The sequence below is a fragment of the Inquilinus sp. YAF38 genome, from assembly GCF_052113205.1.
Classification (GTDB): domain Bacteria; phylum Pseudomonadota; class Alphaproteobacteria; order DSM-16000; family Inquilinaceae; genus Inquilinus.
This window is the reverse complement of the sequence record NZ_JBFRCU010000021.1, coordinates 21,917-47,474: the sequence shown is the minus strand read 5'-3', so window position 1 is coordinate 47,474 and position 25,558 is coordinate 21,917. Positions and strand designations below refer to the sequence as shown.

27 protein-coding genes are annotated in these 25,558 nt (G+C 69.4%); 15 read left to right on the top strand and 12 right to left on the bottom strand.

The window, feature by feature from the left end; all coding sequences use genetic code 11:
• Positions 1-8: 8 nt before the first annotated feature.
• The gene (locus AB4Z01_RS12165; RefSeq protein ID WP_441693805.1) at positions 9-1,829 is read right to left on the bottom strand and encodes a glycoside hydrolase family 15 protein; all 1,821 of its coding nucleotides are present in this window, start codon (positions 1,827-1,829) and stop codon (positions 9-11) included.
• Between the two features lie 109 nt (positions 1,830-1,938).
• Positions 1,939-2,466, bottom strand: a complete 528-nt coding sequence (locus AB4Z01_RS12160) for an RNA methyltransferase (protein ID WP_441693803.1) — start codon at positions 2,464-2,466, stop codon at positions 1,939-1,941.
• A gap of 115 nt (positions 2,467-2,581) precedes the next feature.
• On the opposite strand from AB4Z01_RS12160, the gene AB4Z01_RS12155 reads away from it, so the two are divergent.
• Positions 2,582-3,661 carry an asparaginase gene (locus tag AB4Z01_RS12155; RefSeq protein WP_441693800.1) on the top strand — a complete coding sequence of 360 codons (1,080 nt, stop codon included), beginning with the start codon at positions 2,582-2,584 and terminating at the stop codon, positions 3,659-3,661.
• On the opposite strand, the gene AB4Z01_RS12150 is transcribed toward AB4Z01_RS12155, so the two are convergent.
• The 7 genes from AB4Z01_RS12150 to AB4Z01_RS12120 form a co-directional block, all read right to left on the bottom strand.
• Positions 3,658-4,284 (bottom strand): LysE family translocator, encoded by a 627-nt coding sequence (locus tag AB4Z01_RS12150; RefSeq protein WP_441693798.1) that lies wholly within the window; start codon positions 4,282-4,284, stop codon positions 3,658-3,660. The genes AB4Z01_RS12155 and AB4Z01_RS12150 overlap by 4 nt on opposite strands.
• Positions 4,285-4,372: 88 nt before the next feature.
• Positions 4,373-5,413 (bottom strand): hypothetical protein, encoded by a 1,041-nt coding sequence (locus AB4Z01_RS12145; RefSeq protein WP_441693795.1) that lies wholly within the window; start codon positions 5,411-5,413, stop codon positions 4,373-4,375.
• Positions 5,414-5,593: 180 nt separating this feature from the next.
• Positions 5,594-6,058, bottom strand: coding sequence for a hypothetical protein (locus AB4Z01_RS12140; RefSeq protein WP_441693792.1), 465 nt, complete (start codon positions 6,056-6,058; stop codon positions 5,594-5,596).
• Entirely contained in the window at positions 6,055-6,822 is a 768-nt protein-coding gene (locus AB4Z01_RS12135; protein WP_441693789.1) for a GNAT family N-acetyltransferase, read from the bottom strand. The genes AB4Z01_RS12140 and AB4Z01_RS12135 overlap by 4 nt, the downstream gene beginning before the upstream one ends.
• Before the next feature lie 13 nt (positions 6,823-6,835).
• Positions 6,836-8,002: a pyridoxal phosphate-dependent aminotransferase gene (locus AB4Z01_RS12130; protein WP_441693786.1), complete on the bottom strand. Its 1,167-nt coding sequence runs from the start codon at positions 8,000-8,002 to the stop codon at positions 6,836-6,838.
• A 347-nt stretch (positions 8,003-8,349) separates the two neighbouring features.
• Positions 8,350-8,613, bottom strand: coding sequence for an usg protein (locus AB4Z01_RS12125; RefSeq protein WP_441693783.1), 264 nt, complete (start codon positions 8,611-8,613; stop codon positions 8,350-8,352).
• A gap of 148 nt (positions 8,614-8,761) precedes the next feature.
• The gene (locus AB4Z01_RS12120) at positions 8,762-9,442 is read right to left on the bottom strand and encodes a GntR family transcriptional regulator (protein WP_441693780.1); all 681 of its coding nucleotides are present in this window, start codon (positions 9,440-9,442) and stop codon (positions 8,762-8,764) included.
• A 111-nt stretch (positions 9,443-9,553) separates the two neighbouring features.
• Between AB4Z01_RS12120 and AB4Z01_RS12115 the strand changes: the two genes are divergently transcribed.
• The 6 genes from AB4Z01_RS12115 (at position 9,554) to AB4Z01_RS12090 (ending at position 15,907) form a co-directional block, all read left to right on the top strand.
• Positions 9,554-10,522, top strand: a complete 969-nt coding sequence (locus AB4Z01_RS12115) for a TRAP transporter substrate-binding protein (protein ID WP_441693778.1) — start codon at positions 9,554-9,556, stop codon at positions 10,520-10,522.
• Positions 10,523-10,588: 66 nt separating this feature from the next.
• Complete coding sequence (locus tag AB4Z01_RS12110) at positions 10,589-11,113, top strand: TRAP transporter small permease (RefSeq protein ID WP_441693775.1); 525 nt, start codon at positions 10,589-10,591, stop codon at positions 11,111-11,113.
• Positions 11,113-12,393: a TRAP transporter large permease gene (locus tag AB4Z01_RS12105; protein ID WP_441693772.1), complete on the top strand. Its 1,281-nt coding sequence runs from the start codon at positions 11,113-11,115 to the stop codon at positions 12,391-12,393. The genes AB4Z01_RS12110 and AB4Z01_RS12105 overlap by 1 nt, the downstream gene beginning before the upstream one ends.
• A gap of 151 nt (positions 12,394-12,544) precedes the next feature.
• The gene (gene groES, locus AB4Z01_RS12100) at positions 12,545-12,856 is read left to right on the top strand and encodes a co-chaperone GroES (RefSeq protein WP_034840379.1); all 312 of its coding nucleotides are present in this window, start codon (positions 12,545-12,547) and stop codon (positions 12,854-12,856) included.
• 49 nt (positions 12,857-12,905) lie between these two features.
• Complete coding sequence (gene groL / locus AB4Z01_RS12095) at positions 12,906-14,558, top strand: chaperonin GroEL (protein ID WP_429224057.1); 1,653 nt, start codon at positions 12,906-12,908, stop codon at positions 14,556-14,558.
• A gap of 200 nt (positions 14,559-14,758) precedes the next feature.
• Complete coding sequence (locus AB4Z01_RS12090) at positions 14,759-15,907, top strand: L,D-transpeptidase family protein (RefSeq protein WP_441693769.1); 1,149 nt, start codon at positions 14,759-14,761, stop codon at positions 15,905-15,907.
• Positions 15,908-15,950: 43 nt separating this feature from the next.
• On the opposite strand, the gene AB4Z01_RS12085 is transcribed toward AB4Z01_RS12090, so the two are convergent.
• The gene (locus AB4Z01_RS12085) at positions 15,951-16,601 is read right to left on the bottom strand and encodes a class I SAM-dependent methyltransferase (RefSeq protein ID WP_441693766.1); all 651 of its coding nucleotides are present in this window, start codon (positions 16,599-16,601) and stop codon (positions 15,951-15,953) included.
• Between AB4Z01_RS12085 and AB4Z01_RS12080 the strand changes: the two genes are divergently transcribed.
• Entirely contained in the window at positions 16,600-16,911 is a 312-nt protein-coding gene (locus AB4Z01_RS12080) for a hypothetical protein (protein WP_441693763.1), read from the top strand. The genes AB4Z01_RS12085 and AB4Z01_RS12080 overlap by 2 nt on opposite strands.
• Positions 16,908-17,249, top strand: a complete 342-nt coding sequence (locus AB4Z01_RS12075; RefSeq protein ID WP_441693760.1) for a DUF488 domain-containing protein — start codon at positions 16,908-16,910, stop codon at positions 17,247-17,249. Before AB4Z01_RS12080 ends, AB4Z01_RS12075 begins: the two co-directional genes overlap by 4 nt.
• Here the strand turns inward: AB4Z01_RS12075 and ubiA are convergent, their stop codons facing one another.
• Together ubiA and AB4Z01_RS12065 are read right to left on the bottom strand one after the other, a co-directional pair.
• The gene (gene ubiA, locus AB4Z01_RS12070) at positions 17,250-18,173 is read right to left on the bottom strand and encodes a 4-hydroxybenzoate octaprenyltransferase (RefSeq protein ID WP_441693758.1); all 924 of its coding nucleotides are present in this window, start codon (positions 18,171-18,173) and stop codon (positions 17,250-17,252) included. It abuts the gene before it with no gap.
• Positions 18,174-18,254: 81 nt separating this feature from the next.
• Positions 18,255-19,217: a GlxA family transcriptional regulator gene (locus AB4Z01_RS12065; RefSeq protein ID WP_441693755.1), complete on the bottom strand. Its 963-nt coding sequence runs from the start codon at positions 19,215-19,217 to the stop codon at positions 18,255-18,257.
• An 85-nt stretch (positions 19,218-19,302) separates the two neighbouring features.
• Here AB4Z01_RS12065 and AB4Z01_RS12060 point away from each other — a divergent pair, with 85 nt between their 5' ends.
• The 6 genes from AB4Z01_RS12060 to AB4Z01_RS12035 all read left to right on the top strand — a co-directional run bounded on the left by AB4Z01_RS12060 (position 19,303) and on the right by AB4Z01_RS12035 (position 25,543).
• Entirely contained in the window at positions 19,303-19,986 is a 684-nt protein-coding gene (locus AB4Z01_RS12060) for a DJ-1/PfpI family protein (protein ID WP_441693752.1), read from the top strand.
• A 60-nt stretch (positions 19,987-20,046) separates the two neighbouring features.
• Positions 20,047-20,805: a 16S rRNA (uracil(1498)-N(3))-methyltransferase gene (locus AB4Z01_RS12055; RefSeq protein WP_441693749.1), complete on the top strand. Its 759-nt coding sequence runs from the start codon at positions 20,047-20,049 to the stop codon at positions 20,803-20,805.
• Between the two features lie 33 nt (positions 20,806-20,838).
• Positions 20,839-22,203, top strand: coding sequence for a glutamate--cysteine ligase (locus AB4Z01_RS12050; RefSeq protein WP_441693747.1), 1,365 nt, complete (start codon positions 20,839-20,841; stop codon positions 22,201-22,203).
• Between the two features lie 138 nt (positions 22,204-22,341).
• Entirely contained in the window at positions 22,342-23,733 is a 1,392-nt protein-coding gene (locus tag AB4Z01_RS12045; protein ID WP_441693902.1) for a circularly permuted type 2 ATP-grasp protein, read from the top strand.
• Between the two features lie 31 nt (positions 23,734-23,764).
• On the top strand, positions 23,765-24,703 hold the full coding sequence (locus AB4Z01_RS12040; protein WP_441693744.1) for an alpha-E domain-containing protein: 939 nt from the start codon (positions 23,765-23,767) through the stop codon (positions 24,701-24,703).
• 12 nt (positions 24,704-24,715) lie between these two features.
• Positions 24,716-25,543, top strand: coding sequence for a transglutaminase family protein (locus AB4Z01_RS12035; RefSeq protein ID WP_441693741.1), 828 nt, complete (start codon positions 24,716-24,718; stop codon positions 25,541-25,543).
• The last annotated feature ends 15 nt before the right edge of the window (positions 25,544-25,558 follow it).

Sequence of the window (25,558 nt, the reverse complement as noted above, 5' to 3'; positions counted from 1 at the left end):
GACGAGGCTCAGGCCCGCCACTGCTCTCCCTGCATGCCGTCCAGCGCCCGGTCCAGGGTGAAGGCTGCGCTGATCAGGGCCAGATGGGTCAGGGCCTGCGGGAAGTTGCCCAGGAACTCGGCGCGGACGTCGAACTCCTCGGCATAGAGCTGCAGGTGATTGCCGTACAGCAGCAGCTTTTCGAAATTGTTGCGGGCCTGCTCCACCCGGCCGGCACGGGCCAGACACTCGACATACCAGAAGGCGCAGGCGGCGAAGGACCCTTCCTTGCCGTCCAGCCCGTCCTCGCGGTCGTAGCGCATCACCAGCCCGTCATCGGCCAGCTGGTCGCCGATGGCGTCGAGCGTGGCCAGCCAAGCCGGGTCTGTGGCCCCGACGAAGCGCACCAGCGGCATCATCAGCATCGCCCCGTCCAGGTCGCGGCCGCCCTTGCTGCGCACGAAGTGCCCGGCTTCGTCGTTCCAGAAGGTGCTCCAGATGTCCTCGCTGATCTCGTTCCGCGCCCGGAGCCATCGTTCGAAGGGCGCGCTCAGCGACCGTTTGCTGGCCAGCCGGATGGCCCGGTCGACCGCGACCCAGCACATCAGCCGGGAATGCAGATGCTCGATCGGCGCGCTGCGCATCTCCCAGATGCCTGCGTCCGGCCGCTGCCAATGGGCGCAGACATAGTCGACGACGCCGCGCACACCATGCCAGTCGGCGTGGGAGATGGCGTCGCCGTACTTGTTGCTGAGATAGATCGAATCGAGCAGGGCGCCGTAGATGTCGAGCTGCAGCTGGCCGGCCGCGTCGTTGCCGATCCGCACCGGCCGGGCGCCGCCATGGCCGGCAAGATGCGGCAGCGCCGTCTCCTGCTGCACGATGCCGCCGTCCATGGCGTACATCACCTGCAGCCGGCCGTCCGGGCAGTCGGCCGCGCGATCGGCGACCCAGCGCGTGAAGGCCATCGCCTCGTCCTGATAGCCCAGGCGCATCAGGGCGTAGACGGTGAAGGAGGCGTCGCGGACCCAGGTCGCCCGATAGTCCCAGTTTCGCAGCCCGCCCGGTGTCTCGGGCAGGCCGAAGGTTGCGGCGGCCGCGATCGACCCATGACGGCGCGATGTCATCAGCTTCAGCACGAGGGCAGAGCGGGTGACGGCGTCCCGCCATCGCCCCTTGTAGCTCGATTTGGCGGCCCAGGCCTGCCAATCGCAGACGCTCTCGGCGACGATGCGCTCCAGCGCGTCGGCGTCCGGCTTCCCGGTGCCGGCCTCGTCCAGCACCAGGTCCAGCGCCTCGTCGGCCTCGAGGGTGAAGGTGGCCTCGGCCCCGGCCTTGCGCCGGGAGAAGCGGACCGGACCCCACAGCCGCAGGACAGGCCCCGGCGCGGCCGAGAACACGGCCTCGCCCTTGCGCACCGTCACCTTCGGCTTGTGCCGGGCATAGTCGAAGCGCGGGGCGCAGCGCAGCCGCAGCCGGACCGTGCCGCGGGTGACCCGGATGCGGCGGATCAGCCGGAAGACCCATTCGTCGTCCTCGCGGGACGCGGTCATCAGGTCGGTGACCTCGGCGCTGGCCTCCTTCCCCAGCCAGCGGGTCACCAACACATTGCTCTCCGGCAGGTAGGTCTGAAGCACGCGGGCGCCGTCGATCTCCGGAGCCAGCTCAAAGGCGCCGCCCTCGTCATGGTCCAGCAAGGCGGCGAACAGGCTCGGGCTGTCGAAGTCGGGCCAGCAGAGATAATCGATGGTGCCGTCGAGCGCGACGAGCGCCATGGTGAACAGGTTACCGATCACGCCGTGGTCTGCGATCCGGCGTTCGAGTCGAGCCTTTCTCCGGCGCTTTGCCATGTCCCTCGCATCCTGAAACGACCGCCCCTATCGTTCCAGAACACGCGGACGCTGGAGATGTCGCCGGATCCGGCGCCGCCGCGCTGATGCCGTCGGCGACCTCGGTCGATCAGCCCTCTGCCACCTTCGGGGCCCCATGTACATGAGGCGGCAGCTCCTCGGTCGGGCCGCCCGGCATGATCGGCCGCGGGGCGAAGCGGCCGAGCGAGATCATCCGGTCGTACATCACCAGCGCGCCGGCCAGCGACAGGTTCAGCGAGAAGCGGGTCGGGATCTGCACGATGTGGTCGCAGCGCGCCACCATCTCCGGCGACAGGCCGCCGCGCTCCGATCCCAGCACATAGACCGCTCGGCGCGGATGGCGGAAGCTCGGCAGGGCGACGGACTCGGCCATCAGCTCGATCCCGACCAGCGTGCAGCCCTGCGGCAGGATCAGGGAGGCGACGTCGGGATAAGTGTAGAGCGGCACGGTGCCGGCGGCGCTCGACGTGTCGCTCCAGCCGAAATCGACCTCCTCGGTCACCGGCGCCACGGTGAAGCAGAACGCCGCGCCGAAGGCATGGCCGGTGCGCAGCAGGGCGCCCACATTCATCGGCTTGCTGATGCCTTCGCAGCCGATCGCGAAATAGCCTTTCATCCGATCCCGTCCGTGCCGTCCGGCTCCATCGTCTATTCCGGCGAACTTGCCCCGCGAATGGCGGGAGGGCAAGGTGCGCGCCGGAAGCGGCCCCGCTCCATTTGCCGAGACGACCATGACCGACCATCACGATCACACTCACGGGCACGACCACAGCCATGCCGCCGGCACCGCCGATCTTGCCGGCGACGGCGCACCAATCCTGGTCGAGGTCACCCGCGGCTCGGTGGTGGAGAGCCGGCATCGCGGCAGCGCCCTGATCGTCGACCGCAGCGGCGGGGTGCACGGCCGTTGGGGCGATATCGGCCGGCCGGTCTATGCCCGCTCGGCGATCAAGTCGCTGCAGGCGATCCCGCTGGTCGAGAGCGGCGCCGCCGATGACTTCGGCCTGGGCGACGAGGAGCTGGCCCTGGCCTGCGCCTCGCATGGCGGCGAGCCAGGCCATGTCGAGCGGGTGGCGGCCTGGCTGGCGAAGATCGGCCTGTCCGAATCCGACCTCGAATGCGGCACCCATCTGCCGTTCCACGAGGGCTCGGCCCATGCGCTGGTGTGCAGCCATGAGCATCCCACGACCCTGCACAACAACTGCTCCGGCAAGCACACCGGCTTCCTGACCACCGCGGTCCATCTCGGCGAGAAGACCAAGGGCTACATCCGCTACGACCACCCGGTGCAGCAGCGCATCCTCGGCGTGCTCGAGCAGATGACCGGCTGCGGCCTCGGCGATGCGGCCTGGGCGGCCGACGGCTGCTCGATCCCGACCATCGCCGTCCCGCTGGAAGGCTTGGCCTTCGCCATGGCCCGGATCGCCGACCCCGCCGACCTGCCGGAAAAGCGCCGCGACGCGGTGCTGCGGATCCGCAAGGCCTGGGCGGCGCAGCCCTTCCTGGTGGCCGGCACCGGCCGCTTCGACACCGAGATCATGCAGGCCTGCCGCGGCCGGGTGATGACCAAGGTCGGGGCCGAGGGCGTGTTCTGCGCCGCCCTGCCGGAGTATGGGCTCGGCGTCGCGCTGAAGATCGAGGACGGGGCGGAGCGGGCGGCGAATGTCGCCATGGCCGCGATCCTGAAGCGGATCGGCGCGCTGGACGACGCCGACCCGGAGATCGCCGGCCGCTGGCTGGCGCCGGAGATCAAGACCCGGCGCGGCGTGACCGTCGGCGCGGTCCGCGGTGCCGACGGGCTGGCCGGCTAGCTCGCCCGGTTCCAGGCGGCGGTGGCGAAGCCGGCGGCGACCAGCACGCCGGCCCCGGCCCGGTTGATCATGCGCAGCACCGACGGCTTGCCGATGGTGTCGCGCAGCCGGGCGCCGATCCAGGCATAGGCGGCGGCGTTCAGCGCGGCGAGGGTGACGAAGGTGCCCTCCAGCACCACCATCTGCGGCAGCAGCGGCGCCTCCGGATGCACGAACTGCGGCAGGAAGGCGACGAAGAAGACGATGCTCTTCGGGTTCAGCGCGGTGACGGCGAAGGCATGCAGCAGCATGGCGCGGGGCGACCGGCCGGCATCCGCCGCCTCCAGGCCGTCCGTCTTGGGCGCGGCCCGCCACAGCTTGACGCCGAGATAGACCAGATAGGCGGCGCCGATCCATTTCAGCACGGTGAAGGCGCCGGCCGAGGCCGCCAGCAGGGCGCCCAGCCCCAGCATCGACAGCGTCATTGCCGTCAGATCGCCCAGCGCGACGCCGGCGACGATCCACCAGGCATGCGACCGGCCGCGGCCGAGCGCGTAGGACAGCACCAGGGTGACGGTCGGGCCCGGGATGATCAGGACCACGAAGGCGGCGAGCAGGAAGGCGAACCAAAGGTCGAGCGACATGGCGACGGCTCCTTGTGCGAGCGGCCAGCAATCCATGGCGCCAGGGATTTGTCCAGCGGCGCGACGGCCGCGCCGCTGGACCCAAATATCAGTCGTGCCAGAACGAGTCGCGGGTCACCTTGACCTTGCCGGATTCGATGTCCGAGACCTTGATCGCCGGGTAGCCGACGGTCCAGTCGCCGCTCGACTTCCAGGCGTCGATCACCATGTCGCGCAGCTCGGCCGCCCCGGCCGCGACGCGCTGGGTGACGAAGCCGACCGCCGCCGGGGTCGGGGTGGTGTAGTTGCTGGTCGACGGCGCCAGCTGATAGGCCCGCTCGACCGTGCCCAGCGTGGTCAGCAGGTAGTCGTGCACGCGCTGCTCGATCTGGCAGCCGCAGTCGCGATAGCGCGGCAGGGCGGCGCGGACCGCCCGCTCGGTGATGAAGCTCTTGACGAAGGCGCCTTCGAACGGCGCGTGGATCGGGGCGTTGGTGTAGTTATTCGGGTTCGGATAGTTGCCCCAGCCGTTGAAATGCACCGAGACGTGCATCGGCTGGCTGCCATCGGCCACGTAATGGCCCCACACGCCGATATCGCGCAGCAGCAGCCGGCGCCGCAGATCCAACTGCTCCTGGAAGAACTCGCGGTCGGCGCGGTTCGAGGCGGTGCGCAGGCCCACGGTCAGCGCCCGCATCCAGGCGAAATCCATGCGGATCTGCTGCCAGCCGTCGATCAGGCTGTAGTACAGGTATCCGGCGCCGTACTGGGTCTGGCCGCCGGTGCGCAGCGCGGTGTCGTAGTCGCGGCGCGACACCGGCATCGCATCGAAGTCGACACCCCCCAGCACCTTGCCGGCATCGTCGATGTCGATGTAGTGGCCCGGGTCCCGTTCGAAGTCGTGGGTCTGGCCGGCGCCCTTGGAGACGTCGAGCTCGGCATTCCATTCGGCGATGGCCGAATCGGCCGACCGCCAGTCCAGCATGGCCTTGATCTGCCAGGGCAGGCTGTCCGCGACCACGGCGCCGATCTCGACATGGCCGGTGTGGCCCCAGGCCCAGGCCCGGTTCTCGGTGGCGACCGCGGCGAGAACCAGGGCCGAGACCAGACCGAGGGCGCGCAGCGCGCGCCGCTTCCCTGCACGATTCATCCTGTCCCCCAATGTCGGTTTCAATGGGTTTCGCCGCGTGAAGCGCCGAAATCAGGATGCTCGTAGCAGTCTTCGCAAGACGTTTCCTATGAAGGTTCGGTGACGAATTGCGCTGATGGGAAATCGATTCGTTATGAAACTTGTGTTGGATCCAAGATTTCCATTTGCGGTGGCGGGTGATTAACGCTTCCGCCGGCCCAGGCGCTTGGCATTGGCGGAGACGACGCGGTGTGCCGGGGCCAGGCTGGCATCGGCCAGGTCGGCCGCATCCGTCGCCAGCCGCCGGCCGATATCCGCGGCCTGACCCGTGCTCGCCGTCAGCCAGCGCTGCCACGCCGTCGCCGGGTTGGCCGCCCATGCCGCGGCGCCCAGCTGTGCCTGGGCACCGAGCCAGGAGGCCCAGCCCCATTGTGCCGCTGAGATCCGGCGCGCCACCTCGGCCCCGGTCTCGGCCGCGACCGCCATCTTCTCGGCCACCATGCGGGTGAATTCGGGGTGGCCCAGCGCTGCCGGATCGCCGGCGGCCTGCGCCATCATCCGGCTGCGGTGACCGATCGTCTGTCCGGCCGCGATGGCCATCTCGGCCATCCGGACCATGGGATCGGCGGGCCGGCGCCGTCGCCGCGTCGTCTTCTTCCTGGTCATTCCGTCCTCGGGATACCGAAATTCAATTGAGTGCCGACCGGGCGGAAGCCCAGCCTGGCGTAGAGCGGCTCCGCCCCCGCCGCGGCGGACAGCCAGGCCAGGTCGCCGCCGGCGAAATAGGCGTCGAGCAGCCGACGGCACACCGCTTCGGCCAGTCCACGGCGGCGGAAGGCCGGCCGGGTCCCAACCGCCGCCAGCTCGGCCGTGTCGCCGCCGATCAGCAACAGCCCGCTCGCCGCGGGAATTCCATCAAGCTGGGCGAGGGCGGCCCGGCGGCTGCCGCGGGCCAGGCCCTGGCGCAGCCGGGCGCGGAAATCCGCTGCGCCGGCGGCGTCCAGTGGCTGGTCGAAGGCTTCGTGCTGGACCAGCATCAGCCCGTCGAGCGCCGCCTCGTCCTCCGCTGCCAGCAGATGAGCCGGGCCGTCCGGGGTGGGCCGATAGGCGTCGCGATGCAGGATCATCAGCGGCGCCTCCATTTCGCGCTCATAGCCCATGGCATAGAGCGTCGGGGACAAGGCGGGGTGCAGCTCGCGGAAGAACTCGATGCGGAAGCGCCGGCCGGCGGCATCGAAGGCCTGCTGCAGCTCGGCCACCGCCGGCCGCCAGTCCGACGCGGGGGCGACCGGCACGGCGAAGCTCTGGATCGGGTCGTCGCTGGCCTCGGAGACGAACAGCGCGAAGGGGCCGACATCGGCGCGCTGCCGGCCCTCGGTCGCGGCCGCGAGGGTGTTGGGAACGAGGCGCTGCAGCAGCACCCGGTTCACGGCCTCCCCCTGCTCACGACAGCGCGGGCAGCAGGCGGTCCATCGCGGTCTGCAGCCGCTCGACCGACCCGGCGAAGCACAGCCGCAGATGGCCCTCGCCGCCAGGCCCGAAGGCCGAGCCGGGGGCGAGGCCGACATTGGCCTCGTGCAGCAGGCGCAGCGCCAGGGCCCGGCTGTCCGGCTCGCCCTCGACCCGGAAGAACAGGTAGAAGGCGCCGTCCGGGCGGGTCAGCCGGACTCGCGGCGACTCCGACAGCCGGCCGATCACCAGGTCGCGCGCGGTGCGGCAGCGGTCCACCTGGCTCTGGATGAAAGATTCTCCCTGTTCGATCGCGGCGACCGCGCCATGCTGCAGGAAGGTCGGCACGCCCGAGGTGTTGAACTGCTGCAGGTTCTCATAGACCTGGCCCAGCTCCTCCGACGCCACCACCCAACCGATGCGCCAGCCGGTCATCGCCCAGTTTTTGGAGAAGGTGTTGACCACCACCAGCCGGTCCTCCGGCGCGGCGATCGACAGGAAGGACGTAGCCACTGGCCGGTCGTAGACGAAACGGGCATAGACCTCGTCGGCGACGATCCAGATGCCGCGGGCGCGGCAGAAGTCGAGGATCGCCTTCTGCTCCTCCGCCGTCAGCGTCCAGCCGGTCGGGTTGCCCGGGCTGTTCAGGAACAGGGCGCGGGTGCGCGGCCCGCAGGCGGCGAACAGCCGGTCCAGGTCCAGCCGCCAATGGCCGTTCTCGACTCCGATCGGCACCGGCACGGTGCGGCCGCCGGCGATTTCGACGGCGCTGAAGATGTTCGGCCAGACCGGGGCGGGCAGGACCACCTCGTCGCCTGGCCCGACCAGCGCCTGCATGGTCATCATGATCGCCTGCATGCCGCCGATCGTGACGTAGATCCGGCCCGACGGCACCGTGGCCCCGGCGATCCGGCCGACATAGCCGGCCAGGGCCTCGCGCAGCGGTGGGATGCCGCGCTGCCAGGTGTAGAAGGTCTGACCCTCCAGGAGGGCGCGGTTGGCCGCCTCGCCGATGAAGGCCGGCGTCGGCTGGTCGCCTTCGCCGACCCAGAGGGGGATCAGGCCGGGCTTGCCGCGCCCGGCATTGACCACCTCGACGATGCCGCTTTCCGGCAGCCGCGCGATGTCGGGGCGGATGCCGCCCAGAAGACCCGCCGCCATATGTCCGTCCACGCTGACCTCTCCCTGACTTCGCGGCGGAGGGTAGCAAGATGGGGCTGCGGGCGTCATCCGCGGCCGGCGCATGGGCGTCGCGCGATGCGAGCGGGGAGCGACATTTCCCGGGAACCGATCCGGGATCGCATTGTTAGGAGGGGTGAGGCCCCAACAGCGCTGGGTCGTGAGCGGCTTCGGTCGCCCACCAGCGGCGGGCCTCGGCGGCCCGGCGGAATCCCTCCCCGCCGAAGCCGTGTAATGCAGGACCCCGTGACCGGATCCCCCCTCCAGGTCACGGGCGGCGGCGGGGCATTTAAACGGCCCCGCCGCCGACCTGCCTCTTCATCCTGATCTCAGTGCAGCCGGAATTCGGCATCGCAGAGCCGCAGATCGGCCGGCTTGACCACAGCAGCCGCTGCGACCCGGACAGAGTGCAGCCTGCCTTCGATATTGTGGCTCCAGAAGTCAAGGAACCGGTGCAGCTCCGGGAAGCGCGGGGCGAGGTCGAGTCTCTGCCACACGAAGCTCTGCAGCAGCCCCGGATGATCGGGCAAGTGATACAGGATCTCCGCCGTGGTCAGGCGGTATCCCTGCAGCTGGCGTTCCAGATCGGTCATTCCTTCATCATCCCTTTCCGCAGGCCCGCCTTGACGGGCGGGTCTATGAAAGAAATGTGATGTGGATTTCCGGTGCGGGCAAGGGTATATGTAGGAAAATCAATATGTTAGCAGCAACTCGGCAGGAGTGCTGCCAGATCGGCACTGATCAGGCGAACAAGTCGCGGTGGTCGCGCTGCACCGTCGGCAGGGCCCGCAGGATCTCCGACAGATGCGCCCGCAGCGCCGCCTCGGCGCCGTCCGGGTCGCGCCGGTCGATCGCCGCTAGGATTACCCGATGCTGCTCGATCAGCCCCGGCAGCGATGAGGCCGAGGGCAGCGTCAGATGGCAGACGCGGTCCATATGCGCCTTCAGGTCCCCGATCACGGTCCAGGCCGACGGGCAGCCAGCGCCCTCGGCGATTGCCGCATGGAAGGCCTCGTCGGCGCGCTGGAATTCGTAGTGCTCGCCGGCCGATGCCGCCAGCTCCTGCGCCTCGAGGTGGAAATCGATGCGGGTGCGGACCCGGGCGTCGAAGCGCTCGCAGGCGCGCCGCACCACCGCGCTCTCCAGCGATTCGCGAACGAAGCGGGCCTCCAGCATCCGTTCGATCGAGATCTTGACCACGAAGGTGCCGCGCCGCGGCAGAATCTCGACCAGCCCGGATCGCGCGAGGGCGATGAAGGCCTCCCGCACGGGCTGCCGCGACACCCCATAGCGAACTGCGATCTCCTGCTCCGACAGCGGCGCGCCGGGCTTCATCGCCAGGGTGACGATGGCCTTGCGGATCTCCAGCTCGATCAGCCGGGCGATGCTGGTGGTCTGGTCGAGCAGATCGAGTGGCGCCATGCGGTCAGGCTCGCGAGGGATATTGCATCGGGACAGGTACCATACTAGGCTCCCGACTACCATACTAGACGGCGGCCTGATCATACCAGGCGATCAAAGGGGAGGCGTTTCGTGAAATCCATTGCGGCACTGGTCCTGGGGGCGGCGCTGACGCTGGCTGCCCTTCCGGCTTCGGCGCAGACGCTGCGCTCGGCCGACATCCATCCCGACGGCTATCCGACGGTGGTGGCGGTGCAATATCTCGGCGAGCTGATGGAGCAGCGCACCGGCGGCCGGATCAAGATCCAGGTGTTCAACAACGCCCAGCTCGGTGCCGAGAAGGACACGATCGAGCAGACCCGGTTCGGTGTGATCGACATGAACCGGGTGAACACGGCGCCGTTCAACAACCTGGTGCCGGAGACGCAGGTGCTGGGCCTGCCCTTCCTGTTCCGCTCGGTCGACCACATGCACAAGGTGGTGGACGGCCCGATCGGCGACGAGATCCTGAAGGCGTTCGAGCCGCACGGGCTGGTCGGCCTCGCCTTCTATGATTCCGGCGCCCGGTCCTTCTACACCACCAAGAAGGCGATCCATTCGATCGAGGACATGAAGGGCCTGAAGCTGCGGGTCCAGCAATCCGACCTGTGGATCGCGATGATGCAGGCTTTCGGTGCCAACCCGACGCCGATGGCCTTCGGCGAGGTCTATTCGTCGCTGGAGACCGGCGTCGTCGACGGGGCGGAGAACAACTGGCCGTCCTACGAATCCTCGCGCCATTTCGAGGTGGCGAAGCACTACACCCTGACCGAGCATTCGTTGACTCCCGAGGTGCTGGTGATCTCGAAGATCGCCTGGGACAAGCTGTCGCCCGACGACCAGACGACGCTGCGCCAAGCGGCCAAGGAATCGGTGGTCAAGATGCGCGAGCTGTGGACCGCGCGGGAAAAGGAGTCGGAGGCGAAGGTGCGGGCCGGCGGCGGCGAGATCATCACCGTCGACAAGGCACCTTTCGCGGCCGCGATGGGGCCGGTCTACGACAAGTTCGTCACCACCGACGCGATGAAGTCGCTGGTGGAGCGCATCCGCGCGGTGCAGTGAGGCTGTGCCATCCGGCCGGCCCCGTGATGCGCGGGGCCGGTCCTTTTGTCATGGAGATCGGCCGGAATGGCTTCCATCCTGGCTCTGACCCGCCGGACCCTCGGCGTCCTGTCCACCGGCGCCCTGTGGCTGGCCGGCTTCGGCATGCTGGCGATGACCGTCACCGTGGGCTGGCAGGTCTTCGCCCGCTACGTGCTGAACGACACGCCGAGTTGGGCCGAGCCGCTGACGCTGCAACTGATGGGCTGGTTCATCCTGCTCGGCGCCGCGGTCGGGGTGCGCGAGAGCTTCCATCTCGGGCTCGATTTTCTGCAGCAGGCGCTGCCGGCGGGGGTCAACCGGGCGCTGGAGGCGGTCAACCTGCTGCTCATCCTCGGCTTCGGCGTCGCCATGGTCTGGTATTCGATCCAGTTGGCGATCGGCACCTGGACCGCGACCATCCCGGTGCTCGACCTGCCGGGTGGCTTCGACTTCATTCCCCTGATCGTCGGCGGCGCGCTGATCGCGCTGTTCGCCGCCGAGCGGTTGTTCGAACAGATTGCCGGCGTCGAGCACGAGGCGGCGGTCGAAGGCGTGCAGGAGCTGGCGTGATGGAGCTGTGGGTCCTGTTCGGCGGCTTTACGCTGCTGATGTTCATGGGCATGCCGATCGCCTTCTGCCTCGGCATCTCCTCGCTGGCGACGGTGCTCACCATGGGCCTGCCGCCGGTGGTGGTGTTCCAGCAGATCAATTCCGGCATGAACACCTTCGCCATGATGGCGATCCCGTTCTTCATCTTCGCCGGCGACCTGATGATCCGCGGCGGCATCGCGGCGCGGCTGATCCGCTTCGCCGCCAGCCTGGTCGGCCATATGCGTGGCGGCCTGGGCCAGGTCAATGTCGTCGCCTCGACCCTGTTCGGCGGCATCTCCGGCTCGGCAGTAGCCGACGCCTCGGCGATCGGCGGGCTGATGATCCCGCAGATGGCCGCGCGGGGCTACGCCCGGGACTATGCGGTCAACGTCACCGCCAACTCCGCGATCATCGCGCTGATGATCCCACCGTCGAACAACATGATCCTCTATTCGATCGCGGCGGGCGGCAACGTCTCGATCGCCGACCTGTTCACCGCCGGCATCATCCCCGGCCTGCTGCTGGCGGCGGCGCTGATGGTCACCGCTTATGTCGTCGCCCGCCGGCGCGGCTATCCGTCCGACCCGTTCCCGGGGCTGCGCGCCGTCGGCCGCTACCTGGTCCTGGCGCTGCCCGGCATCCTTCTGATCGGCATCATCTTCGGCGGCGTCCGCTCCGGTGTCTTCACCGCGACCGAAAGCTCCTGCATCGCGGTGATCTACGCCTTCCTGATCGCGCTCCTGGTCTATCGTGAGCTCGACTGGCGCGGCTTCGTCGAGGCGGTGCAGGGGGCGGTGCGCACCACCGCCATGGTGCTGCTGGTGATCGGCACCGCCGGCGCCTTCGGCTGGCTGATGGCGCTCTTGCAGGTGCAGACCGCGACGGTCCAGGCGATCAACGCGATCTCCAGCGACCCCCTGACGGTGCTGCTGCTGATCAATGTGGCGCTGCTGATCCTCGGCACCTTCATGGACATGGCGCCGATGATCATCATCTGCACCCCGGTGCTGCTGCCGGTGGTCAAGGCTTTCGGCATCGACCCGGTGCATTTCGGCGTGATCCTGATCCTCAACGCCGGCATTGGCCTGAACACGCCGCCGGTGGGGTCGGTGCTGTTCGTCAGCTGCGCCGTCGGCAAGATCACGATCCGCGAGGCGATGAAGACGATCTGGCCGTTCTTCGGCGCCTCGATCGCGGTGCTGTTGGCCGTGACCTATATTCCGGCGCTCTCGCTGTGGCTGCCCGCAGTCTTTCGCTGAGGGAAGCCTTTCGTTGAGAGAATCTGCGCACGGGCCTTGACCCGCTTCCGCCGTCCCCTTAAATGCGTAGCACTCACTGGCCGAGAGTGCTAACGACCGGCCGGGGCAGGCCCTGAACGCAAATCTCTGAACGAGAGAGTGGGAGAAAACGATGCAATTCCGTCCCCTGCACGACCGAGTGCTGGTGCGTCGCATCGAGCAGAACGAGAAGACCGCTGGCGGGATCATCATCCCGGACACCGCCAAGGAAAAGCCCCAGGAGGGCGAGGTCATCTCGGTCGGCGCCGGCATCCGCGACGAAGCCGGCAAGCTGCAGCCGCTGGACGTCAAGGCCGGTGACCGCATTCTGTTCGGCAAGTGGTCCGGCACAGAGGTCAAGCTCGACGGTCAGGATCTCCTGATCATGAAGGAGAGCGACATCCTCGGCATCATCACCGTGAAGAAGTCGGCCAAGGCGGCCTGATCCGCCCCGTCGCCTTCACCGGAATTCCAATAGATTAAGGAATAAGAATATGGCAGCGAAGGACGTCAAGTTCTCGCTCGACGCGCGCTCCCGCATGCTGCGCGGCGTCGACATCCTGGCCGATGCGGTCAAGGTCACCCTGGGCCCGAAGGGCCGCAACGTCGTGCTCGACAAGTCGTTCGGCGCACCGCGGATCACCAAGGACGGCGTCACCGTCGCCAAGGAGATCGAGCTCGCCGACAAGTTCGAGAACATGGGCGCACAGATGGTGCGCGAGGTCGCGTCGAAGACCAACGACCTGGCCGGTGACGGCACCACCACGGCGACCGTGCTGGCCCAGTCGATCGTCCGCGAGGGCGTCAAGGCGGTGGCCGCCGGCCTGAACCCGATGGACCTGAAGCGCGGCATCGACAAGGCCGTCGAGGCCGTCGTCGCCGACCTCAAGACCCGGTCGAAGGTCATCAAGACCAACGCCGAAGTCGCCCAGGTCGGCACCATCTCCGCCAATGGCGAGCGCGACATCGGTGAGATGATCGCCAAGGCCATGGAGCGGGTCGGCAACGAGGGCGTGATCACGGTGGAAGAGGCCAAGAGCCTCGACACCGAGCTCGAAGTCGTCGAGGGCATGCAGTTCGACCGCGGCTACCTGTCGCCGTACTTCATCACCAATGCCGAGAAGATGATTGCGGACCTCGAGGCTCCGTACATCCTCCTGCATGAGAAGAAGCTGTCGAACCTGCAGGCCATGCTGCCGGTGCTCGAGGCGGTGGTGCAGTCGGGCAAGCCGCTGCTGATCATCGCCGAGGACGTCGAGGGCGAGGCCCTGGCCACCCTGGTGGTCAACAAGCTGCGCGGCGGCCTGAAGGTCGCGGCGGTCAAGGCCCCGGGCTTCGGCGATCGCCGCAAGGCGATGCTCGAGGACATGGCCATCCTGACCGGCGGCCAGGTGATCTCCGAGGATCTCGGCATCAAGCTCGAGAGCGTCACGCTCGACATGCTGGGCCGGGCCAAGAAGGTCCTGATCGCCAAGGAAGAGACCACGATCGTTGACGGCGCCGGCGCCAAGAAGGACATCGAGGGCCGCTGCAACCAGATCCGGGCGCAGATCGAGGAGACCTCCTCGGACTACGACCGCGAGAAGCTGCAGGAGCGTCTGGCCAAGCTGGCGGGCGGCGTCGCGGTGATCCGCGTCGGCGGCGCCACCGAGATCGAGGTGAAGGAGCGCAAGGATCGCGTCGACGACGCGATGCACGCGACCCGCGCCGCGGTCGAGGAAGGCGTGGTCCCGGGCGGCGGCACGGCCCTGCTCTACGCCTCCAAGGCGCTGGACAAGGTCAAGCATGACAACGACGACGAGCGAGTCGGCATCGACATCGTCCGTCGCGCGCTGCAGGCGCCGGTCCGTCAGATCGTCACCAACGCGGGCGGCGACGCCTCGATCGTTGTCGGCAAGCTGCAGGACAAGAACGACAAGAACTGGGGCTACAACGCCCAGACCAGCGAGTACGGCGACCTGATCAAGGCCGGCGTCATCGACCCGACCAAGGTCGTGCGCGCCGCGCTGCAGAACGCCGCGTCGGTGGCCAGCCTGCTGATTACCACCGAGGCGATGGTGGCCGAGCATGTCGAGAAGAAGCCGGCCGCCTCGGCGCCGGGCGGCGGCATGGGTGGCATGGGCGGTATGGGCGACATGGACTTCTGATCTGCCGATCGGATCGTTCAAACGTCGAATTGTGGAGGGGCGCTCTTCGGAGCGCCCCTTTTTTGCCATAACGACCAGCGATGCAAGACTCGTGGGGCCACTGCAGTCTTTCGATTGCCGGGCCGAGTACCGGCAACTAAATGAATGCAACGGCCCCGGGTTCGACCACCCGGCCGTCCGAGACGGAAGGGAAAATCGCGATGACCGCCTGTTCCAAGAGCGCGCCGTACCACCGCGGGCCGATCGCTCGCGCCGCCCTGGCGGTCGCCTCGATCCTGGTGCTGGCCGCCTGCGTGCCGGCCGGGACGCAGCAGACCGCCAGCCTGCCGGGGCCGGAGCAGCCGGCGCCGCCGCCCGTGTCGCCCTTCGTCCAGGCGATGCGCGACGCCGGCGTCAATGTCGCGATCCCGGCGCGCGGCAAGTTCATCCTGGTGAACATCCCGTCCTATGAGCTGATCGCATTCCAGGACGGCGCCCCGGTGATCCGCAGCAAGGTCGTGGTCGGCGCCCCGGGCACCTCGACGCCCGAGCTGATGTCGAACATGTACGCGATCAAATACAACCCCGACTGGACGCCGACGCCGTCGATCGTCCGCAACGAGGCCAGCGAGTACATCCCGTCGGGGCCGCGCAGCCCGCTCGGCCGGATCAAGCTCGAACTCGACAACGACCAGTCGATCTATCTGCACGACACGCCGCAGAAGAGCTATTTTGGCCGCGACAAGCGGGCGCTGAGCCATGGCTGCGTCCGGGTCCAGCAGGTGCGGGAACTGGCGGCCTGGGCCGACGGCGTCAGCGTCGACGAGATCGACCGCAAGATCCGCACCGGCCGCATGTACAGCGAGCGGTTGCCGGAGGAGATCCCGGTCTATATCGGCTACTACACCCGATTCCCGGACGAATTCGGCCAGCCGGTGGACCACCCGGACGTCTACGCCAACAAGGAAGCGGCGCGGCAGGCCTATCTGACCCGCTCCGCCGGCCGCCGCGCCGCCGCGGCGAAGAAGGCGGCCGAGCCGCCGGCCCAGCCCCCGGCCGAGATCATCCCGGGCCAGACCGTGCCGGGCCAGACCGTGCCCGCGGCGCCGGGCGAGATGCCGCCCGCGACCCCGGTTCAGCCCGCCGCCCCGGCCACCACGGCGCCGGCCGCGCCGGCTGTCCCCGCTGCACCGGTGGAGACCCCAGCGGTTCCTGCCGCCCCCGCGGCCCCGGCCGTGACCGAGCCTGCTGTTCCGGCGGCCCCGGCCACCACCGCTCCAGCCCCGGCGGTTCCCGCGGTCACGCCGCCCCCGGCAACCGTCCCGGCCGCCCCCGCGACCACGACGCCGGCGGCGCCGACCACCAACTGATCACCCGGGCCGGGTTCGCGGATGCGAGCCCGGCCATCGGGCCTCAGCCTGACAGCACGCGCCACACCACCGCCTCGCGCACGGCGCGATCCTCGATCTCGACGCTGGTCGGCACCTGGTGGCGGGCGATCTCCTCCAGCCCGTCCTGCGGCCGGTAGGCGCGGCCGGGGTCGCCCAGCAGCACGGTCTTGCCGGCCCCGGCCAAGACCCGCAGCCAGGGCATCACCCGGTCCGACATCGGCTTCTCGTAGCAGACGTCGCCGGCGCAGACGATGTCGATGCCGTCCAGCGGATCGCCGATGCGGTCGCCGCTGTCGGCCTCGACCGCGCAGCCATTGGCCGCCGCGTTCAGCCGGATCGCCGCCACCGCGATCGGGTCGATCTCCGCTGCCGTCACCGCCGCGGCGCCAGCCCGGGCCGCGGCCAGCGCGACGATGCCGGAGCCGGAGGCGAAGTCGAACACCCGCTTGCCGGCGACGCTGTCCGGATGGTCCAGGATATGCCGTGCCACCGCCTGGCCGCCGACCCAGGCGAAGGCCCAGTAGGGCGGCGGCAGCCCGGTGCGGCGCAGCGACTCCTCGGTTGCCTGCCATAGCGGCGTCACCTCGGTGGCGAGGTGCAGCACCAGCTCGGGCAAGAGCGGCGGTCGGGTCGGCGCCGTGTTGGCGCGGATGAAGGCGTCGATGTCGTCCATGGCGACCTTCCTATCCTGCAGGGCGGCGTTGAGCCATGGCGTCTTGATGTCCGGCGCCGGAATGCGGAAGATTCGGGCAACGGCGACGGCGCAGACCGTCGCCGCAGAGCGAGGAAACGACGAGATGGCGAGCCGCCATGTGCCGGCCCGACCGAAGGACGGTCCGGCCGAAGACGAGATCGGGGAGTGTAGCTCTCCGCCTTGTTACCTGCATGAGATCGACCCGGCCTATGCCGGTCTGGACTCGAAGCCGAAGGCCAAGTCTTCGCCTAAGTCCAAGGCTCCGAAGCGCGACGAGGCCGGGTCATGATCCGGGTCAAGCGCGTCTACGACCCGCCCGAGGAGGGCGACGGCTACCGCATCCTGGTCGACCGGCTGTGGCCGCGCGGCCTGACGAAGGAGCAGGCGGCGCTCGACCTCTGGCTCAAGACCGTTGCGCCGAGCGACGAGCTGCGCCACTGGATCCATCACGATTCGGAGAAGTGGCCGGAATTCTGCCGCCGCTACTCTGCCGAGCTGGACACCCACCCGAATGCGGTCGCCTTCCTGCGGCAGAAGAGCAAGGACGGCTGGGTCACGCTGCTCTATGCCAGCCGCGACGAGCGCCACAACAACGCCGTGGCCCTCGCCAAGTATCTCGGCGGCTGATCAGGCGAGAGCGCGTCCAGCCACCAAGCCGGCCAGGACCATGAGGCCGAACCAGCGGTTCGAGTTGAACTTGGCCAGGCAGTCGACCGGCCGGTCTGGGACCAGCGCCGCCACCTGCCAGGCCAGCTGCGCCGCGCCGACGGCCAGCGGCAGGAGGAAGGGCAGGGGCGCCAGCCCGGCCAGGAGGCCGGCGGTGCCGATGCCGAGGACGGTCAGCGCGTAGAAGCCGGCGACCCAGCGCCGGGTGGCGCCGCCGAACAGCCGGGCGGTCGATTTGAGGCCGATGCGGGCGTCGTCCTCGATGTCCTGCAGCGCGTAGATCGTGTCGTAGCCCAGCGTCCAGCAGATGCCGGCGGCAAACAGGATCAGCGAGGGCAGGGCCAACTCGCCGGTCACCGCGGGCCAGCCGACCAGCGCGCCCCAGTTGAACGCCAGACCCAGGAAGAATTGCGGCCACCAGGTGATCCGCTTCATCAGCGGGTAGGTGAAGACCACCACCAGCGAGGCGATGCCGAGCCCGACGGTGGTGCTGTTGAACTGGATCAGGATCAGGAAGCCCAGCAGCAGCTGGGCGATCAGGAACAGCACCGCCTGGGTCGGGCTGACCGCGCCGCTCGGGATCGGCCGGGTGCGGGTGCGCGCCACCCGGCCATCGAAGTCGCGGTCCAGGATGTCGTTCACCGTGCAGCCGGCGCCGCGCATCACCAGCGCGCCGATGGCAAACAGGACGACGTACCACAGGTCGGTCCAGCCGAACCCGGCCGGCCTGGGGGCCATCGCCAGCCCCCACCAGCAGGGATAGAGCAGCAGCATGACCGGCTTCGGCCGATCCAGCCGGGCGAGCGTCAGATAGGGCCGGACGCCGGGCGGCGCCCAGCGGAGCAGCCGGCTCTGGGGCCGCATGTCGGAGGCGGTGTCGGTCATGATCCTGTCGCCGATGGCGCGTGCTGGCGCATCAGTAGCGCCGTTGCGACCGCCGGCAAAGGCCGAGATACAGCGGGACGGTCATGGATGCATCGCCGGCGCCGCGGCCCGGCGGCCGCGCCGCATCGCCTGCGGCGGCTGGCCGAAGCAGCGGATGAAGGCCCGGCGCATCCGCTCCGGATCGGCGAAGCCGACGTCACGCGCCACAATCTCGATCGGCTCGGCGCCGTCTTCGATCCGTGGCCGGGCCGCCTCCGCGCGCAGCCGCTCGACCGCCTTGGCCGGCGTTTGCCCGGTCTCGGCCAGGAAGGCGCGGCCGAACTGGCGCGGGCTCAGGCACGCCGCCTCGGCCAGGCGGTCGACCGGCAGCGGGCCGCGCAGATTTTCGCGCGCAAAGCTCAGCGCCGCCTGGATCCGGTCGGTGGCCGGGGCGAGGTCGAGCAAAGCGGAGAACTGCGACTGCCCGCCGGGGCGGCGGTGATAGACCACCAGGGTCCGGGCCACGGCACGGGCGGCGTCGACGCCCAGATCCTGCTCGATCAGCGCCAGGGCCAGGTCGATCCCGGCGGTGATGCCGGCCGATGTCCAGACCGGGCCGTCCTGGACGAAGATCCGGTCCATCTCGACCCGCACCCGCGGGTGCAGGCGCTGCAGCGCCGCCGCCTGCTGCCAATGGGTGGTGGCGCGGCGCCCGTCCAGCAGGCCGGCCGCGGCCAGCAGGAAGGCGCCGGAGCAGACGCTGGTCACCCGCCGGGCGTCGGCCGCGCCGCGGATGAAAGCCGACAGCAGCGCCGAGCCCAGCGCGTCCGGAACGCCGCGCCCGCCGACGACCACCAGCGTGTCGAGCGGCTCGGTATCGACGGATTCGGTCAGCACGGGCAGGCCGGCGGAACTCGCGACCGCGCCGCCCCGCTCCGACATTACCCGCAGCCGGTAGGGCGGCGGCACGCAGTCCCGCGACGCGGTGTCGAACGCCGCCAGCGGCCCCGACAGGTCGAGGATGTTGAAGCCGGGAAAGATCAGGAAGCCGATCGTGCGCGTCATGGCGGTAAATGAGGGAACAACGTCGTTTCAGACATGACCCTGCGCGCCGATACTGCTTCTGTCAATTCCCGTCCCGGAGGCCGCCATGGACACCGTCATTGTCTTTCCGATCTATCCCGGCGTCACCCATCTCGACTTCACCGGCCCACACCAGGTGCTGGCGCGGCTGCCCGGCGCCACGACCATTGTCGCCTCGGTCGGCGGGGAGGCGGTCAGCGTCGACGGGCTGACCTTCGCCAACCTCGCCCGGCTGGAGACGGTGGAGCGCTGCGACGTGCTATGCGTGCCGGGCGGCTTCGGCTGCGTCGACGCGATGCGCAGCGACGCTTATCTGGGTGAGATCCGCCGGCTCGCCGCCACGGCCCGCTACGTCACCTCGGTCTGCACCGGGTCGCTGATCCTGGCCGCCGCTGGGCTGCTCGAGGGGCGGCGGGCGGCCTGCCACTGGTCCTGGCGCGACCAGCTGGCCCTGTTCGGTGCCATCCCCGATCCCGGCCGCGTGGTCCGCGACGGCAATATCTTCACCGGCGGCGGCGTCACCGCCGGCATCGATTTCGCCCTGACCCTGGCGGCCGAGCTGGCGGACGAGACGGTGGCCAAGGCGATCCAGCTGTCGCTCGAATACGCCCCGGCGCCACCCTTCGACTCCGGCCGCCCCGAGACCGCGGCACCGGAGATCGTCGAGCTGGTGACGGCCCGCAATCGCGCCCGCATGCCGGACCGTCAGGCGATCATCGAACAGGTGGCCAGGGAGCGCCGCCGGGCCTGAGCCCGGCGTTTCCTTCCAAGGATCCGTTGCCGGCCGAATGGGCAGCGGCTAGCGTCGCACATGACCTCCGACGCCCTGCCGCGCACTCGCCTGCATGTCGACGCCCCTCTTGAGGAGGGGCGGCCGGTGTCGCTGTCCGAGGCCCAGGCACATCACCTGCGCGGTGTGCTGCGGCTGACGCCGGGCGCCGGGCTGCGCCTGTTCAACCCGCGCGACGGCGAATGGCTGGCGCGGCTCGATGCCCTCAGCAAGGCCGGCGGCAGCGCCCTGGCCGAACGGCAGTTGCGCGTGCCCGAGCCCGTCTCCGATCTCTGGCTCTGCTTCGCCCCGGTGAAGAAGGATGCGGTCGACGCGGTGGTGGAGAAGGGGACCGAGCTCGGCGCCGCCGTGCTGCAGCCGGTCTTCACCCGCTTCACCGACGTCCAGCGCGTCAATCTCGACCGGCTGCGCGCCCATGCCGTGGCCTCGGCCGAGCAGTGCGAGCGGCTGGACGTGCCGGAGGTCCGCGACCCGGTCGGACTCGACGCCCTGCTCGCAGCTTGGCCGGCGGGCCGGACGCTGCTGGTCTGCGCCGAGGCCGGGGCGGCCCGCCCCATCGCCGAAGCGGCGGCGGAAGCGGCCGCTCCCGCCGCGCTCCTGGTCGGCCCCGAGGGCGGCTTCGCGCCGGCGGAGCTCGCGGCCCTGCAGCGTCACGAATTTGTTCGACCCGTCGGCCTCGGCCCTCGTATTCTGCGCGCCGACACGGCGGCCATCGCCGCGCTCGCGGTCTGGCAGATGCTGGCCGGCGACGGGCGCGGCCGGCCGCCGCATCGCGTTTGACCTCAACCGATCCCGCCATCCGAGTATCCGCCCATGTCCGGTCCCCAGAGCGCCAGCGCCGCACCGATCGAAAGCAAGGCGCAGCTGGTCGACTATCTCGCCGCCGGGTCCAAGCCGCCCGAGGATTGGCGCATCGGCACCGAGCACGAGAAGTTCGCCTTCCGCCTGTCGGACCTGCGGCCGCTGCCCTATGACGGGCCGGACGGCATCCGTGCCGTGCTCGAGGGCCTGGCCGGCTGCGGCTGGGAGCGGGTGGAGGAGGACGGCAACCTGATCGCGCTGATCCGCGACAAGGCCTCGGTGACGCTGGAGCCGGGCGGCCAGGTCGAACTGTCGGGCGCGCCGCTGCGCAGCATCCACGAGACCTGCGCCGAGGTGGCCGACCATCTGGCCCTGGTGAAGAAGGTCGGGGAGCAGCTCGGCATCGGCATGATCGGCCTGGGCTTCCAGCCGAAATGGCGGCGCGAGGACATCGGCTGGATGCCGAAGGGCCGCTACAAGATCATGCGCGACTACATGCCGAAGCGCGGCTCGCTCGGCCTCGACATGATGAAGCGGACCTGCACGGTGCAGGTCAATCTCGACTTCGCCTCCGAAGCCAACATGGTGAAGAAGTTCCGGGCCAGCCTGGCGCTGCAGCCGATCGCCACGGCGCTGTTCGCCAACTCGCCCTTCACCGAGGGCAAGCCGAACGGCTTCCAGAGCATGCGCAGCCACATCTGGACCGACACCGATCCGGACCGCACGGGCGACCTGCCCTTCGTGTTCGAGGACGGCTTCGGCTTCGAACGCTATGTCGACTACCTGCTCGACGTGCCGATGTACTTCGTCTACCGCGACGGCCGCTATATCGACGCCTCCGGCCACAGCTTCCGCGACTTTCTCAAGGGCGAGCTGGCGGTCTACCCGGGCCACCTGCCGACCCTGAACGACTGGGCCGACCACCTGACCACCGCCTTCCCCGAGGTGCGGCTCAAGAAGTTCCTGGAGATGCGCGGCGCCGATGGCGGGCCGTGGTCGCGCCTCTGCGCCCTGCCGGCGCTGTGGGTCGGGCTGCTGTATGACGGCACCGCGCTGGACGCCGCCTGGGACCTGGTCAAGGATTGGACGACGTCGGAGCGGGCGGTGCTGCGCCGCGACGTGCCGCGCCTCGGTCTCGCCACCCCGTTCCGCGGCGGCACCGTGCGCGACGTGGCGCTGCAGGTGCTGGCGATCGCCCGTGCCGGCTTGGCCGCCCGGGCCTCGACCGACGCCATTGGTGGCACCGAGGAGGGCTTCCTCAACGAGCTGCAGCGCATCGCCGACAGCGGTGAGACCCAGGCTTCGGAGATGCTGCGCCGCTACGAGACCGAATGGGGCGGCTCGGTCGACCCCATCTTCACCGCCTACGCCTATTGACCCGGCAGCCCTTGCTGGAATTTTAGGCATCCTTCGCCGGCCGCCGCAGAATTTTGCTTGCGGTTGGTGGCACATGCCTTGCTTGATGTTTTGGTCGAGCAGGGACGTGCCGGAGGGATAGTGCAGGCATTCGACGAGATGGGCGGGGATCCGGTCCGATCCCCCTATGCGGCCCTGGCAGATTGGCTGGCGGCGACGCCGGCTTCGGTCTTCGATTTCAAGCGCCGGGAGGCGGCGGCGCTGTTCCGCCGCATCGGCATCACCTTCGCGGTGTATGGCGAGGGCGGCGATCCCGAGCGGCTGATCCCGTTCGACATCATGCCCCGCGTGCTCGACGCCGCCGAATGGCAGCATCTCGAGCAGGGGCTGGCGCAGCGGGTGAAGGCGCTCAACGCCTTCCTGCACGATGTCTATCACGACCAGGAAATCCTGCGCGCCGGCCAGGTGCCGGAGCGGCTGGTGCTGCACAATCCAGGCTATCTGCCGGAGATGAAGGGGCTGGACCCGCCCGGCGGCGTCTACACCCATATCGCCGGCATCGACATCGTCCGCGTCGGGCCGAACGACTTCTACGTGCTGGAGGACAACGCCCGCACGCCATCCGGCGTGTCCTATATGCTGGAAGGCCGCGAGATGATGATGCGGCTGTTCCCGGACCTGTTCGCCCGGCACAGCGTGGCGCCGGTCGAGCACTACCCGCAGGAGCTGCTGGCGACGCTGCGGTCGGTGGCGCCGCGCAATTGCGAGGGCGAGCCGACCGTCGCCCTGCTGACCCCCGGCATCTACAACAGCGCCTATTTCGAGCACAGCTTCCTGGCCGACCGCATGGGCATCGAGCTGGTCGAGGGGCCGGATCTGTTCGTGCGCGACGCCGTGGTCTACATGCGCACCACCCGCGGGCCGAAGCGGGTCGACGTGATCTACCGCCGGATCGACGACGAGTTCCTCGATCCGCTGGTGTTCAACCCGGAATCGGTGCTGGGCGTCCCCGGCCTGTACCACGCCTACCGCGCCGGCAACGTGGCCCTGGCCAACGCCATGGGCACCGGCATCGCCGACAACAAGGCGATGTACATCCACGTCCCGGCGATGATCCGCTTCTATCTGGGCGAGGAACCGATCCTGAAGAACGTCCCGACCTGGGACTGCTCGAAGCCCGAGGAATGCTCCCACGTCCTCGGCAAGCTCGACGAGCTGGTGGTCAAGGAGGTGGCCGGGTCGGGCGGCTACGGCATGCTGGTCGGGCCGACCGCCAGCCGGGCCGAGCGCGAGGCCTATGCCGAACGGGTCAAGGCGCAGCCGGACCAGTTCATCGCCCAGCCGACCCTGGCGCTGTCGACCTGCCCGACCTTCGTCGATCAGGGCGTGGCGCCGCGCCATGTCGACCTGCGTCCCTTCGTGCTGACCGGCCAGGACCAGGTCCGGATCGTGCCGGGTGGGCTGACCCGGGTGGCGTTGCGCGAGGGGTCGCTGGTGGTCAATTCCAGCCAGGGCGGCGGCACCAAGGACACCTGGGTGCTGACGGCATGACGGCGCAGGACATCAAGACAGGGTCTTCGGGATGCTGAGCCGCACCGCCGACAACCTCTACTGGCTCGGCCGCTACGTCGAGCGCGCCGAGAACCTCGCCCGCATCCTCGAAGTGGCCGACCGCATGGCGCTGACGCCGAGCAGCGGCGGCGCGCATCAGGATGAATGGCATTCCGCCGTCGTCATCTCCGGCTGCCAGGAGGGCTTCTACAAGAAGCACGACGCGGCGACCCCGGCCACGGTGGTCGACTACATTGCCCGCGACCCGGACAATCCGGCCAGCATCCGCTCCTGCCTGCAGCGGGCGCGGACCAACGGGCGGGCGGTGCGCGCGGCGCTGACGCGGCCGATGTGGGAGACGCTGAACGCCACCTGGCTCGACCTCGACTCCCGGGAAGGGCGGATCGCCGGCGGCGACCTGCGCGACCTGCTGGACTGGGTCAAGGAACGGTCGATGCTGTTCCACGGCGCCGTCGCCGACACCATGCTGCGCGACGACGGCCACATCTTCCTGCAGCTCGGCACCATGCTGGAGCGCGCCGACAGCACCGCCCGGCTGCTCGACGTGAAGTACCACGTGCTGTTGCCGGCAGATGAGGAGGTCGGCGGCGGCCTCGACTTCTACCAATGGGCGGCGGTGCTGCGCGGCGCCTCGGCGCTCGGCAGCTACGCTTATCTCTACCGCGACGGCATTAAGCCCTGGCAGGTCGGCGAGTTGCTGATCCTGCGGCCGGAGATGCCGCGCTCGCTCGCCGGCTGCCTCGGCGTGATGGTCGAGCTGCTCGGGCAGCTCGCCGATCTCTATGGCCGCAAGCACGAATGCCAGCGGCTGGCCGGAGAGATGCATTCGCGCTTGCGCTACGGCCGGATCGACACGATCTTCCGCACCGGGTTGCACGAATACCTGACCGCGTTCATCCAGCAGAACAACATCCTCGGCCTCGAGGTCAGCAAGGCCTATCTGATCTGATCCGTTCCGGCCATGCGCCTCCTGATCCGCCATGAGACCCGTTATCGCTACGACGGCCCGGTCACCCGCACCCTCCAGACGCTGCGCCTGACGCCCCGATCGCATGACGGGCAGGAGGTGCTGCGCTGGCGGGTGGTGCCGCCGGCCGGGGCCAGCCTCGCCGCCGGCGGCGAGGACGGCTTCGGCAACATCGTCGAGATGCTGTCGCTGGAACGGCCGCACGAGGCGCTGACCCTGACGGTCGAAGGCGAGGTCGTGACCCGCGACACCGGTGGCGTCGTCACCGGGGCCGAGGAGCGGTTCCCGCCCGCCTTCTATCTGCGCCCGTCGTCGCTGGCCGGCACGGATGCCGCACTGATCGCGCTGGCGGAAGAGGCCGCCGCCGGCGGGAGCGAGCCGCTGGCCCTGGCCCATGCGCTGATGCTGGCGGTGCGCGGCCGCATCGCCTTCCGGCCCGGCCTGACCCACGCCGCCACCACCGCGGCCGAGGCGCTGGCCGCCGGCATCGGCGTGTGCCAGGACCACACCCATGTCTTCCTGGCCTGTGCCCGCCACCTCGGCCTGCCGGCCCGCTACGTCTCGGGCTATCTGCTGATGGCCGACGGCAGCGTCGAGCAGGCGGCCGGCCACGCCTGGGCCGAAGCCTTCATCGACGGGCTCGGCTGGGTCGGCTTCGACGCCGCCAACGGGATCTGCCCGACCGAGCATTATGTCCGAATCGCCATCGGGCTCGACTACCACGACACCGCCCCGGTCCGCGGCCTGCGCCAAGGCGGCGGTGCCGAGGCGCTGGAGGTCGTGGTCCGCGTCGGCCAGTCCCAGACCCAGGCGCAGGCCTGATCCTTCACCATGACC